Genomic DNA, 13,019 nt, shown 5'->3' with positions numbered 1-13,019 from the left:
CGCGGCGGTCGTGGAGTACTTCGAGGACTACGTCGACTGTCTGGTAGTGGCGTTGTTGCCCGAGGACGCGAGCGCGCTCTCGGAGGAACACCACTACGTGACCGAGATCTAGCCGGGCCGCCTGCCGTTCGCTCGAGTGTCGCGCCGTTTCGTGTGCACACGGCCGGTGAACGCGTCGTCTGGAATATTACAACCATACGCGTGTAACGCACGGTAACACGTTCGCTCACCGCCGTTCACAGCAGCTCGTCGAGTCCTTCCTGTAGCTCCTCGTAGAGCGTCTCTGCGCGGCGTTTCTCGGCGTCGCTCAGGTCGACGATGGGGGGTCTGACCGGCCCGCCGTGGAGACCGGCGAGTTCGAGACCGTACTTCACGGCGGGGACGCTGTTGGCGTCCGCCAGGGTGTTCCCCTCGCCGGCTTCGGCCCGGAAGCGCTGGTAGGGAATCGCCAGGTTCTGCAGCGCGCGGGCGCGTTCGAAGTCGCCGTCCTCGAGCGCCTCGAGCAGCGCGAGACCGAGGCGGGGTTCGAAGTTGGTGACGCCCGCGGTGAACGAGGCGGCTCCCTGGGCGTAGAACGCCAGCGCGTACGGCTCTGCGAGACCGTCGACCCAGACGACGTCATCGTCGCCAGCGGCGACCGCCTGACTGAGCGTCACCGGGTCGGCGATGGCGTACTTGACCCCGACGACGCCCTCGAGTTCGGTCAGCGCGGCGAGAAACTCGACCGACGGGTGGTAGCCTCGCACGTAGGGAACGATGGGTGTCGCCGTCGCCTCGGCGATCGATCGGTAGTAGGTGAGCAGGCCGCGTTCGTGTCGGTAGGTGTGATCCGGCGGCATCACCATCAGGGCGTCGACGCCGAGCGAGTCGAACGCGGCCGCGAGCTCGCAGGCCGCCGACGTACTCCCACCGACACCCGCGAGGACGCAGGCGGCTGCGGGAAGGGCGTCGACGCTGGTCTCGGTGACGGCGACGCGCTCCTCGTGCGTGAGCGAGTGGTACTCGCTGATGTTCGCACACGCGAGGAACGTCTCGACGCCGCGCGAGGCGAGTGCACCGGCGTTCTCCGCGAGCGCTGCGTGGTCGACCGCGTGGTCGTCGAACGGCGTCAGCAGGCCGACAGCGACCGCCTCGAGTCCGTCCCGAACGTCGGTGTGGTCCATGTGCGGAGGCTCCTCGAGCACGCACGTAAGCGTGTCGCCGGCTCACTCGATGGTCACGGGTTCGCCGCGGTCGGCCGACTCGTAGATGGCTTCGATGATCTCGACGGCTTTCCTGGCTTCGGCCGCGTCGAGCGGGTACGGCTCGTCGCTCCGGCGGGCTTCGAGGAACGCCTCGAGCGTGCGCGCGTGGTTGGCGTACTCGATGTCCATCGGGTCTGTGGCGCCGCCACTGCCCGCGCCCGTCTCGCCGAAGCGCTCGCGGACGCGCTCGTCGGCCGCGTCTTCCTCGCGGAAGCGCCAGGTGACGAGTTCGTCGCCCTCGACCGTCGCGGTGCCGTCCCGCCCGCCGAGTACGAGGCGGCGTTCGCTGCCGGGGTAGGCCGCGGTCGTTCCGAGGAGTTGGCCGAGCGCGCCGTTTCGAAACCGCAGGGCGGCGACCGCGGTGTCCTCGACCTCGAGGAGGTCGTCGTCGTGGCCGCGGACGGCGGTGTAGGCGCTCACCGCTGCGACGGGATTCTCACCGGGTTCGAGGTCCATCGTTCCCGCGGCGAGCCACTGGATCGCGTCGATGCCGTGGATCGACTGGTTCATCAGCGCGCCGCCGCCGTCGAGCGCCTGCGTCCCCTGCCAGCGCTCCGGCCCGTAGTAGGCGTCGTCGCGCCACCAGGGAACGGTGGCGTTCGCGACCGCGAGCGACCCGAAGCGCCCGGCTTCGCTCGCCTCTCTGACGGTCCTGACGACGGGGTTGAACCGCTGCTGGAAGATGCCGCCGAGGGTAATCTCCGCCTCGGTCGCCACCTCGACCAGCCGGTCGATCCGTTCGGTCGTGATCTCGAGGGGTTTCTCACAGAGGACGTCCGCGCCGTACTCGGCGGCGACGGTCACCGCCTCGAGGTGAGCACCGCTCGGCGTACAGACGGTGACGACGTCGGGTGCGGTCTCCGCCAGCATGGTCGCGGTGTCGTCGTACCAGGCGCAGTCGAAGCGCTCGGCGAACGCGCGGCCGGTCTCCTCGGTTCGACAGGAGCCAGCGACGAGCGTCGCTCCCGCCACGTCGTCGATCGCCAGTGCGTGGACCTCGGCGACGGCCCCGATGCCGATGATCGCGATGCTGGTCTCGGCTGCGGTCCCGCCCGCTGTGTCGGCGTCGGTCATGTCGCGAGGGTCTTCCGGCGCGCGCATAAACGTACCGGGGTGGCGCACAGCGGTGGCGACTCGGGACGTGCGCGCTATCCCGGCCCGCCACCCCGCTCGAGCGGGGTCTCGGGTCGCCCAATCTTGCCGGTTGGCCAACCCCCTTCTCGTGCGGCGGTGTCGCTAGGGTATGTCGACACCACGCGTGACGGTCTGGAACGAGTTCGTCCACGAGCGGGAGAACGACACCGTCGCCGAGATCTACCCCGACGGCATCCACGCGGTGATCGCCGACGCGCTCGAGTCGGCCGGCTTCGAGACCCGGACGGCGACGCTCGAGGAACCCGAGCACGGCCTGAGCGAGGAGGTACTCGCCGAAACGGACGTCCTCTCCTGGTGGGGACACACCGCCCACGACGAGGTGGATGACGCGGTCGTCGAACGCGTCCACGAGCGCGTCCTCGAGGGAATGGGCCTGATCGTCCTCCACTCGGGGCACTTCTCGAAGATCTTCAAACGGCTGATGGGCACCACCTGCAACCTGAAGTGGCGCGAGGCGGCCGAACGGGAGCGCCTCTGGGTGGTCGAACCGGGCCATCCGATCGCGGCGGGCATCGACGACTACCTCGAACTCGAGGAGGCCGAGATGTACGGCGAGCGCTTCGACGTGCCCGCCCCCGAGACGCTCGTCTTCACCTCCTGGTTCGAAGGCGGCGAGGTGTTTCGTTCGGGCTGTTGTTACCGCCGCGGCAGCGGCAAGGTGTTTTACTTCCGGCCGGGCCACGAGACCTACCCCGTCTACCACGACGAGCCCATCCAGCGGGTGCTCGCGAACGCCGTCGCCTGGGCCGCCCCCGACGACGACCGGCCGAGACCGGTCCAGGGCAACCACGACCCGCTCGAGGAGATCGACACGAGCGACGACCGGACGGTACACTGACATTTCTCGGCCGAACGGGTGATATTTTCACGGAAAAAGATAGAACAAAAACACGTCCAGCGATGCAGAACGGACATTTTTGCTGTAGAACGCATCGGTCAGGGCGGTCGTAGCGTGTTCGTCGAGCCACGGGTACGGGTCGGCCGTTGGCCGGAGTGTAGATGGGATTGCGGCTAGCGATACTGATCCGTTCGCCGGACTCTGTGTGCCATACTCACACGCCACGTACCCTCTCGAAAATTCGCTCGATACTGTACTCGATTCTCTACTACCAACATACACCCCACTCTGGGTCGGGGCATTTGTGGTACATTGGGAGAAACGTTCTCCATCACAGATTGTGAACGGACCAATAGATTAAATTACGTTGCTACTGAGCATCCGAATGGGCTTACAGGTACTCGTCAGCCAGCGACACGGACGACCGTCTCGTGACTATCAACCATGACCCTCTACACACCCGCCGTGTCGCACTAACCTGGGCCCCCATTGCTGCTCGGACGCTCCGCTTCGAGCGTCGCTCACCGGCTGTCCTGGCCGAAAAAATCGCGCGTCGCGCCCGTTCTCAGGGGACGTCGACCCACTCGCCGCTCTCGTCGGCGCGTTCGATCGCCTCGAGTAACTCCTGGACGCGGTAGCCCTCCTCGAACGAGGGGGTGTGTTCCTCGCCCGCGGCGACCGCGCGGAGGAACTCGTAGTTCTCGTGGACGAAGGTGTGTTCCCAGCCGATGATGTGGCCGGCGGGCCACCAGCGGTCGACGTACGGATCGTCCTCGTCGGTGACGAGAATCGTCTGGAAGCCACGGTCGTCGGGACCGAGGTACTCGAGTTCGTTGAGGCGTTCGATCGAGAAGCGCAGGCTGCCCTCCGAGCCGTTGATCTCGATGCTGTGGCCGTTCTTCCGGCCGGTCGCGAACCGGGAGGCTTCGAAGGTGGCGATCGCACCGCTCTCGAACTCCGCCTGGGCGGTGTAGGCGTCGTCGACGGTCACCTCGCGGGTCTCGGTGCTCTCCTCGCCGCTTCCGGAGAGTGTGCCGCCGTCGCCGCCGGGGACGGGCCGCTCGTCGACGAACGTCTGGAGGTGGCCCGATAGCCGGGTGAAGTCGCCGACCTGTTCGCCGACGAGGAACCGACTGAGGTCGAGCGTGTGTGCGCCGAGGTCGCCGAGCGCCCCGGAGCCGGCGACCTCCTTCGAGTTGCGCCAGGACCACGGCGCGCTCGGGTCCGCCAGCCAGTCCTGGAGGTAGACGCCCCGAACGTGGTGGATCTCGCCGAGTTCGCCCGACTCGATCAGCGATCTGGCGTACTGGACGGCCGGGATGAACCGGTAGTTGAACGCGATACCAGCCGTCCCCTCGGCGTCGCGGGCGGCGTCGCGCATCCGTTCTGCGTCCTCGAGCGTGTGCGCCAGTGGCTTCTCACAGAAGACGGAGGCACCGTTCTCGAGGGCGGCGATGGAGGGGTCTGCGTGGACGTTGTTCGGCCCGAGGTTGTAGAAGACGTCGACCTCGTCGACGACGTCCTCCCAGTCGGTGCTGGTGCGGCTGAAGCCGAAGCGGGCTGCGGCCTCGGCGACTGCCTCCTCGTCACGGCCGATCAGCACGTCGAGTTCGACGTCGGGGGCTTCCGGGAAGAACATCGGCAGCCGCTGGAGGGCGTTCGAGTGGGCTTTGCCCATGAAGCGGTAGCCGAGCATCCCGACGGAGAGTGGTTCGTCACTCATGGTATCAGGCCCAGTAGGCGTCGCCGGGGGTGGTTTCGAAGACGGCACGCTCGAGGACGTCGATGGCCTTCTCTAAGCCCTCGGTCGCCGAGGTGAGCGAGTCCTCGTGTTCGATGCTGAGTGCGCCGTCGAAGCCGACCATCCGCAGCGTCGAGACGACGTCCTTCCAGAACTCCTCGCCGTGGCCGTAGCCGATCGAGCGGAACAGCCACGAGCGGTCGGTCTCGTCGGTGTAGGGGGCGGTGTCGAGGATTCCCTTCTCCCGCGCGTTCGCGTCGTACACCCTGGTGTCTTTCGCGTGGAAGTGGTGGATGGCGTCGGTCTCGCCGAGCAGCCGGATCGAGTCGGTGATATCGATCCCCTGCCAGATGAGGTGGGAGGGGTCGTAGTTCGCGCCGATGCGCTCGTTGGTCTCTTCGCGCAGCCTGAGCAGGCCCCGTGGCTCGTAGATGAGCATGTTCGGGTGCATCTCGAGTCCGACGTCGACGCCGTGGTCGTCGGCGAACGCCGCGAGGTCGGCCCAGTACTCGACGGCGACCTCCCACTGGTAATCGAGTGCCTCCGAGTGTTCGGGCGGCCACGGCGCGGTGATCCAGTTCGGCACCGAGTCGTCGGGACCGCCCGCGGGCAGGCCGGAGAAGCCGTTGACGACGGGGACGTCGAGCTGGGAAGCCAGCCGAATCGCGTCGCGGAGTTCCGCGTCGGCCTCGCTCGCGGTCTCCTCGTCGGGATGCAGCGGGTTGTTGTGCGTCGACAGCCCCGAGATGTAGAGACCGTGGTCGTCGAGTAGCTCGAGCAACTCGGCCTGGGCGTCCTCGTCGTCGAGGTACGTCTCCGGCGGGAGGTGGTCGTCGCCGACGAACCCGCCGCAGCCGAGTTCGACCGCACCGACACCCTGTTCTTCGAGGTACGCGAACGCGTCCTCTTGCGATTCGCCTGCGAGCGCGACGGTCAGGACACCTATATCCATGTGCATACCTGGCACGAAATCGATGAAAACTCTTGCGGTGCCGGTGATCGACCGGGGTGGACGCTCTCGCGGGAGTGCGCCGACGGCCATCGCCGGTGATCCGGCTACCTAACATATATCGTCGCTGGCGTGAAACGGTAGGCGTATGCGATATTATCAGCACGGGGGCGGGGAGCGGCGTCGACTGATCGTCGAGACGGCCGACGGAACGTACGACCTGACGGCCGCCAAGCCGACGCTTCGGACCTTCTCGGACCTCCTCTACGTCGCTTCCATCGCCGACCGCTCGGTCGACGACCTCAGCGCTGGCTTGCTCGCCGACGCCACGGCGGTCGCCGTCGACGAGACGGCCACGCGCGTGCCGGTCGACGACGCCGAAGTGTGGGCCGCGGGGGTCACCTACCGGATCAGCGAAGAGGCCCGCGAAGCCGAGAGTTCGATGCCCGAGATGTACCTCGACGTCTACGACAGCGACCGCCCCGAAGTGTTCTTCAAGGCCACGCCCGAGCGGACCGTCGGTCCCGACGACCTGGTCGGCATCCGCGCCGATTCGGAGTGGGACGTTCCCGAACCCGAACTCGGCGTCGTCCTCTCGGGGACGGAGATCGTCGGCTACACCATCGGCAACGACATGAGCAGCCGTTCGATCGAGGGCGAGAACCCGCTCTACCTCCCGCAGGCGAAGGTCTACGACCGCTGCTGTGCGCTCGGCCCGTGTGTCCGCTCTGCGGACTCGCTCGCCGACCCACACGACCTCGAGATGTGGATGACGATCACCAGAGACGGCGACGTACAGTACGAGGAGTCGACGAACACCGGGGAGATGGCCCGCACCGTCGACGAACTCGTCGAGACCTACGTGCGACACAACGCCGTCCCCGAGGTCTCGGTGTTGCTCACCGGCACCGCGCTCGTCCCCGAGGAAGGCTTCACGCTCGCAGAGGGCGACGTCGTCGAGATCGGTATCGAGGAGATCGGTACCCTCACGAACGTCGTCACCGTCGTCTGACTGCGCTCTGAGCGTTTCTCCGCGGGCGGTTTCCACCCGGCTACCACCTGCGCTCGAACGTCCTATTATTCAGAACTGTGTTCTACTGAACAAATCCGTATTCACCGGTCTGGAACGCGCCGCTTCGATCCTGACCCGTCGGTTATTCGGCCGGAACGCCTCGACTCGCCCGCCTGGCGCGTGTACAACGTCTCCTGGAGGGTGAGGCGGCACTGACCGCCCGGTGCTCGGTCGGTATGGCTCTCTTCCAGAAATGATGGAGTGTTCCCTCATGAGGAACGACGTTCCGAAGCGGGACGTTCACTCCTTCTCCGAGGGGAGACCGGTTGCCGCGTCCGCGACTCGCTCTGTGTCTCGATAGAACGCCCCGCTCGCTCACCGAGCGCCCGTGTTTTCCGTCCGTACCGACGGCCGTGTGTCTGTTTTTCCAACCATTACACGCGTATGAATGTAAGCATCGGCTACCAACGCCGAGGCAGGCGTCTGCCGTACACGACAGAACGCGGTTCTTCGCACACACCTCGAGCCACTCGGTGTACCGCACGTTCACTGATAGGTATGCCAGCACGTAACGAACTCGGTGAGTCGTCGGAACCGACCGTTTTCTGCACGGAGGACCGTGTACTCTCTCGACCACGGTCACAGCGGCGGCTCTCGTTACGCTCGGCTCGTCCCGTGGGCTGTACGGGAGCACATCGTCGTCGGACTTCTCGGGTGAACGAGTGGTGTTCGAAAGCGACAGGCCGGTCGTGATGGACGCGTGACTACTCTGCCGTCTGTACGCTCGCGTACGACGTTCTATCCTCAACACTTAAGTGTGTGAGCTGATACATTACGCTACGCTACGGATATTGGGAGATGTACTATGGCAACCGATAACATTGGGAACGGGTTTGGACGGGTCGTACCGCGGTTCATCCGCGATCGATATCTGGCAAAGTTCGTCGCGATCGTGCTCGTCGTGGTCCTCATCATCGCCTCCGTCGGCTTCGTCGGCTACACCGAAGCGACGGAGTCGGTCGAGGAGAGTACCGACGACCACCTGACGTCGACGGTCACGATGCAGGCTGACTCGATCAGCACCTGGGTCGACGAGAAACGACAGCAGTCGGTGATGATCTCGGATACCGAGCAGGTGATGTCCGGTGACGTCCGGGAGATCCAGATGTACATCGACCGCCACTGGGGGACGTTCAACGTTCGGGGGGTACACTACGTCGATACGTCGGAGAACGCCATCGTCGCGAGTTCGTCATCGTCGGCGATCGGCGAGTCGCTCGCCGACATCGACGACCCGTGGGCCGACGCCGACGCACTCGACGGCATCGACTCACACGACGACGTGCTGGTCAGCGACCGGGCGTTCCACGACTCGCTCTTAGAGGACGACGTCGTCACGTTCACCTCGCCCGTTCTCGCCTGGGACGACCGCTACGTCGTCGTCGTCGCCGGTATCGAGAGCCACGTCGACACGCTCCACCAGCCGTTGCTCGAGCAGTCGACGACGATCATCAACGAAGACGGAGACCCCGTACTGAGCGGGGCTGAAGAGGCCGACGAGGAGCGCCACGAGATCGCATTCGGCGAGACCGACGTGTCGGCGCTCACCGAGGCGCACATCACCCGCGGCGACAACTTCGTCTACGCGATGGCTCCGGTCGACGGCACCGGCTGGACCGCCGTCTCGACCGTCCCGATCGCCAACGCCGACGCCGTCTCCGATACGGTCGCCCAGAGCCTGCTGGTGATCGTCGGTGTCAGCCTGATCTCGCTGCTCGGCATGGCGGTCGTCCTCGGCAGACACACCGTCACGCCGCTGACGACGCTCCGCTCTCGCGTCAAGCAGATGGAAGAGGGTGACTTAGACGTCGACCTCCGGACCTCCCGTACCGACGAGATCGGCCAACTCTACGGCGGCTTCGACACCATGCGCATCTCGCTCCGACAGCGCATCACCGAGGTACAGGAGGCCCAGGCCGACGCCGAAGCCGCTCGAGACGAGGCCGAACGGATGAACCGTCACCTCGAGGCGAAAGCCGACGAGTACAACGGCGTCATCGACGAGTGGGCCGACGGCGACCTCACCAGACGGCTCGACCCCACGAGCGAGAACGTCGCGATGACCGAGATCGCTCGCGACTTAAACAGCATGGTCGCCGACCTCGAGATCGCGCTACACCACGTCAAGGGCTTCGCCAACCAGACGGCGGTCGCGAGCGAGCAGGTGACCGCGAGCACCGAGGAGGTCCGCGCTGCGAGCCAGCAGGTGACCGACTCGATCCAGGAGATCTCCGCCGGCTCCGAGCGTCAGAATCTGAAACTGCTCTCGACGGCCGACGAGATGAACAGCCTCTCGGCGACCACAGAGGAGATCACCTCGCTCTCGACCCAGGTCGCGACGCTCGCCGAACGCACGGCCGAGACCGGCCAGGAAGGGCGCGAGGCCGCCCAGGAGGCGATCGACGCGATGGACGAGATCGAAGCCGGATCGACCCACGCCGTCGAGGAGATCCGCCGACTCGAAGAGGAGGAAGTCGCCCAGATCGACGAACTGATCGCCTCCATCGCCGACATCGCCAAGGAGACGAACATGCTCGCGCTCAACGCCAACATCGAGGCCTCGCGCTCGACCGGCGGTGATGACAACGATGGCTTCGGCGTCGTCGCCCACGAGATCAAAGAGCTCTCACAGGACGCCAAACGCACCGCCGACGAGATCGAGACCCGACTCGAGGCGATCCGCGAACAGACCCGCCGCTCGGCCAGCGAGGTCGAGCAGACGAGTTCGCTCATCGACGAGGCGAACCGGCGCGTCCAGAAGACCGTCGCCGGTCTCGAGCAGATCGCGTCCTACGCCGAGGAGACCAACACCGGCGTCCAGGAGATCACCAGCGTGACCGAAGCGCAGGCGAACACCACCGAGGAAATCGTCAGCCAGGTCGAGGAGGTGACCGCGATCAGCCAGGAGACGACCGCCGAGGCCGAGACCGTCGCCTCCGCGGCCGAAGAACAGACCGCCGGTCTCATCGAAACCTCGCGCAGCATCGAGAGCCTCTCGCGCCGGGCGACCGAACTCAGCGACGCCCTCGACCGCTTCGACACCGACGTCACGACCGGCCCGGACGACCAGGACGAACTCGAGGTCCTCTAACTCACCGCCGTCGGCCCAGTTCTTCTCCGCGTGCGACAGGCTGTTCGTCACCCACACCACACGCCGGTTCTCTCGAGTTCGGCCGCTGACGGTCACGGATACGCCAGTACGCTGTGGTCCCGTCGGTACGCCACGAAAGCGCCAGCATACCGTCCGCCTGGACACTGCTCACAGTCTGTCCACCGCTCGCGACGCCCGTTCGGCCCGCGAGCGCACACCGCACCGACCCGCCCCGTGCTCGAGCGTCCGTCTCGACGGCTTCGACCACACCGTTCGCTGTCGGTGGAGCGTCTCCCGCTCGGACGCTGTGCTCGTCGTCGGCGTGAGCGGCTGGACCCGTACGAGCGATCGAAAACCGAGCGGCGTCAGTCGAACTGGATGAGACCGGCGAGCGTGAGGTACTCGTCGTTGCCGAACTCCTTCCAGACCAGGTTGGCCGGGTGGCCCTCGTCGGGGAAGGTGAAGTCGCGGACGTTGCCCCAGTAGCCGTAGGTGTAGGAGTGGAACGTAAACAGCGGCAGGTAGAAGTTGGCGTACCGCGCGAGCGTCTCGAGCGCCTCGTCGAACTCCGCCTCGGTCGTCTCCGCGGCGCGGAGCGTGTTCGTCAGCTGTGGGATGCTGATCAGTTCGCCGTCGTCGAGGCTGGGCTGTCGGCCGGCCTCGTCGGGTGCCTCGATCGAGCCGGTTTCGGTGGGTATCTCCTGTTCGAATGGTCGGCCGTGGTTGTCGCGGTCGCTGTAGTCGTCGGGGTCGACGTCGCCGGGCCAGCCGCTCTCTGGGTCGCCGCCGGCGATCGGCTGGGTCCACCACTGGCCGTTGCAGTCGTAGAAGTCCCACGGCGTCGGATCGGGCGTCCAGAAGAGACCGAGTTCGTACTCGTTGACCTCGGCGGCGTAGCGTGGCTGCCAGTCGTCCCAGCTAAACGGCAGGTAGTCGACCTCGATGCCGACCTGTCTGAGGTGTGCCTGGATCGTCAACAGGGCGTTGATCCACTCGCGCTGGTCGATGTTCGAGTCGAGCGTGAGGACGAGTTCGTCGCCCTCGGGACTCACCCACCCCTCGTCGATGCTCCCGGTGTAGCCCGCCCGCTCGAGCCACGCGGCGGCTTGTTCGCGGTCGGCTTCCATCGGGTAGGTGTAGAGGCTGTCGAGGAACGACTGGGAGAAGTGTGTCTCTGCGAGCGGGGCGGTCATCCCGATGTGGTACTCGTTCGCGACCGACCCCTCGGCTCCCCAGCCGTTGGTACCCACGTCGTACCAGTCGACGGCGGCGACGATCGCTCGGCGCACCCAGAGGTTCGCGAGGTGGTCGTTGTTCCAGTTGAACAGGAACTGATCGCCGCCCTCCTGGAGGTACTGATCGACCTGCTGGACGTGGTCTGGTAAGGTCCCGCGGTTGATGTTCCCGCCTCGCTCGTGGACGATTCCTGCCCCGAGGTCGATCCGTCCGTCGTTGGCCAGCGTCGCGAAGCGGTCGGTGTCCGAGAGGCGGAACTCGAGTTCTTCGACGACGGCGTGGTCGTTCGGGTGGTCGTCACGTCTGTGCGCGACCATCCGGTCGTCGGTGATCTGGTCGGGATCGAGTTCGTACAGCCCGGAACCCCATCCGTTCTCGGCCAGGTCGGCGAACGAGATCCGGTCTTCGGCGAGTCGGCTGGCGACGTCTTCGTATGCCGCCTCCGAGCCGGCGTCTTCGAACTCCTCGATGTAGGGCTGGGTGAAGTCGGGGTGAACCGGCGTGTCGTGGGTCGTGGCGGCCTCGCTCGCGAGGACGAACTCGTTCCGTCCGGTGTCGGACCACGAGTGGTAGGTAAACTCCCCGTCCGTCTGGTTCGTGAAGGTCGATTCGTTGGCCTCGCCGCTGTCGACGTAGTGGTAGAGGAGGTCCTCTTTGTACTTCGCCTCGGCGTCGATCGGCGTCCCGTCCCAGTAGGTCAGTGGCTCCTCGTTGAAGTATCTATAAATGTCGTACGGAGGATCGACGTCGTAGCCGGTGTACAGCGTCGGGACCGACACCTCGTCGTGGGCGTCCGTCCACGTCGCCTCCCAGGTGTGGCCGTCGAGTTTGGCCTCCGCGCCGAGGAGGTTCATCGGTGCCGTCAGCTCGGTGAACCACAGCATCCCCGTGTTGCGTTCGTCCGGACTCCACGGGTTGACGTTCGAATCGAACGGATCGTTGTTGATGTGCAAGCGCAGTCGCGTCTGGCGCTCACCGCCGTCGTCGCCGTTCTCGCCCCCATCCCCGTTTCCATCCCCGCTGGCAGTGATGTCTCCGAGTTCGTCGAGACATCCGGCCAGTGCCGTGATACTCGCCCCGGTGAACAGCTGTGCGTACTGCCGTCGCGAGAGACGTCCTCCCCGGTGTCGAGTACTATCACCTTTCCGCATACCTGTATGTTCCATTGACAGTACATAAACCTTCTCGAAATATACTGACACGCGCGTTTCTCACCGTCTCACCCGCTGCGTCTGCGCTTTCTGTGCCCACCTCACTCCTCGCAATTCGGTGACGACGACGTTAAGGGGGACCTGCGCACAACTCGAGGTATGAACCGCTACGCCACGGACGTTCGCAACGACCGCCTCCACCTCGAGACCGACGACGGCTGGATCGAGATCGGTCCGATGGACGACATCGTCGACCTCGTCGGCGGCGAGACGTACGCGATTCAGTACGACGAGCGCCAGCGACAGATGAGCTGGCTCGACACCGACGAGGACGGTACGCTGACGTTCGACGTCCGCGAGACGCTCGAGCGGATGGACTACGACCAGGAGTTCGTCGAGAACCTCGTCTCCGTCGACGGCGACGCGACCGACGAGGCGGGCTATCCGCTGCGCGCCTCGGTGTTCGCCGATCTGATGACGTCGATCTGGGACTCGAAGGGCAGCCTCTGAGACTCCCACTGTCGTCTCGCCACCAGCGACCT

The 13,019-nt window shown here is 65.7% G+C and carries 9 protein-coding genes; 4 read left to right on the top strand and 5 right to left on the bottom strand.

All coding sequences use genetic code 11. The annotated features are described in order from the left end of the window. Positions 1-236: 236 nt before the first annotated feature. Both N0B15_RS16365 and N0B15_RS16360 read right to left on the bottom strand, forming a co-directional pair. Positions 237-1,163 (bottom strand): dihydrodipicolinate synthase family protein, encoded by a 927-nt coding sequence (locus N0B15_RS16365; protein ID WP_263020781.1) that lies wholly within the window; start codon positions 1,161-1,163, stop codon positions 237-239. Between the two features lie 42 nt (positions 1,164-1,205). Next, on the bottom strand, positions 1,206-2,318 hold the full coding sequence (locus N0B15_RS16360; protein WP_263020780.1) for a Gfo/Idh/MocA family protein: 1,113 nt from the start codon (positions 2,316-2,318) through the stop codon (positions 1,206-1,208). Between the two features lie 169 nt (positions 2,319-2,487). Here N0B15_RS16360 and N0B15_RS16355 point away from each other — a divergent pair, with 169 nt between their 5' ends. Then, entirely contained in the window at positions 2,488-3,237 is a 750-nt protein-coding gene (locus tag N0B15_RS16355; protein WP_263020779.1) for a ThuA domain-containing protein, read from the top strand. Between the two features lie 565 nt (positions 3,238-3,802). Here the strand turns inward: N0B15_RS16355 and N0B15_RS16350 are convergent. Together N0B15_RS16350 and N0B15_RS16345 are read right to left on the bottom strand one after the other, a co-directional pair. Continuing rightward, on the bottom strand, positions 3,803-4,960 hold the full coding sequence (locus N0B15_RS16350) for a Gfo/Idh/MocA family protein (protein ID WP_263020778.1): 1,158 nt from the start codon (positions 4,958-4,960) through the stop codon (positions 3,803-3,805). Between the two features lie 4 nt (positions 4,961-4,964). Next, a complete protein-coding gene (locus N0B15_RS16345; RefSeq protein WP_263020777.1) occupies positions 4,965-5,930 on the bottom strand; it encodes a sugar phosphate isomerase/epimerase family protein in 966 nt (321 codons plus the stop codon). Positions 5,931-6,075: 145 nt separating this feature from the next. Here N0B15_RS16345 and N0B15_RS16340 point away from each other — a divergent pair, with 145 nt between their 5' ends. Both N0B15_RS16340 and N0B15_RS16335 read left to right on the top strand, forming a co-directional pair. Next, positions 6,076-6,939 (top strand): fumarylacetoacetate hydrolase family protein, encoded by an 864-nt coding sequence (locus tag N0B15_RS16340; RefSeq protein WP_263020776.1) that lies wholly within the window; start codon positions 6,076-6,078, stop codon positions 6,937-6,939. Between the two features lie 865 nt (positions 6,940-7,804). Continuing rightward, positions 7,805-10,090: a methyl-accepting chemotaxis protein gene (locus tag N0B15_RS16335; protein WP_263020775.1), complete on the top strand. Its 2,286-nt coding sequence runs from the start codon at positions 7,805-7,807 to the stop codon at positions 10,088-10,090. 365 nt (positions 10,091-10,455) lie between these two features. On the opposite strand, the gene N0B15_RS16330 is transcribed toward N0B15_RS16335, so the two are convergent. Next, entirely contained in the window at positions 10,456-12,477 is a 2,022-nt protein-coding gene (locus tag N0B15_RS16330; protein WP_263020774.1) for an ABC transporter substrate-binding protein, read from the bottom strand. Between the two features lie 159 nt (positions 12,478-12,636). Between N0B15_RS16330 and N0B15_RS16325 the strand changes: the two genes are divergently transcribed. Further along, positions 12,637-12,987, top strand: a complete 351-nt coding sequence (locus N0B15_RS16325) for a hypothetical protein (protein WP_263020773.1) — start codon at positions 12,637-12,639, stop codon at positions 12,985-12,987. Positions 12,988-13,019 lie beyond the last annotated feature (32 nt).

This window comes from Natronobiforma cellulositropha (assembly GCF_025629245.1).
Taxonomy (GTDB): Archaea; Halobacteriota; Halobacteria; order Halobacteriales; family Natrialbaceae; genus Natronobiforma; species Natronobiforma cellulositropha.
Note: the sequence above shows the minus strand (reverse complement) of the source record. Positions and strands in the feature narration are given on the sequence as shown.

Coding starts and splice junctions, on each gene's coding strand:
- N0B15_RS16365 (WP_263020781.1), bottom strand. CDS start 1,163: ATGGACCACACCGACGTTCGGGACGGACTCGAGGCGGTCGCTGTCGGC.
- N0B15_RS16360 (WP_263020780.1), bottom strand. CDS start 2,318: ATGACCGACGCCGACACAGCGGGCGGGACCGCAGCCGAGACCAGCATC.
- N0B15_RS16355 (WP_263020779.1), top strand. CDS start 2,488: ATGTCGACACCACGCGTGACGGTCTGGAACGAGTTCGTCCACGAGCGG.
- N0B15_RS16350 (WP_263020778.1), bottom strand. CDS start 4,960: ATGAGTGACGAACCACTCTCCGTCGGGATGCTCGGCTACCGCTTCATG.
- N0B15_RS16345 (WP_263020777.1), bottom strand. CDS start 5,930: ATGGATATAGGTGTCCTGACCGTCGCGCTCGCAGGCGAATCGCAAGAG.
- N0B15_RS16340 (WP_263020776.1), top strand. CDS start 6,076: ATGCGATATTATCAGCACGGGGGCGGGGAGCGGCGTCGACTGATCGTC.
- N0B15_RS16335 (WP_263020775.1), top strand. CDS start 7,805: ATGGCAACCGATAACATTGGGAACGGGTTTGGACGGGTCGTACCGCGG.
- N0B15_RS16330 (WP_263020774.1), bottom strand. CDS start 12,477: ATGCGGAAAGGTGATAGTACTCGACACCGGGGAGGACGTCTCTCGCGA.
- N0B15_RS16325 (WP_263020773.1), top strand. CDS start 12,637: ATGAACCGCTACGCCACGGACGTTCGCAACGACCGCCTCCACCTCGAG.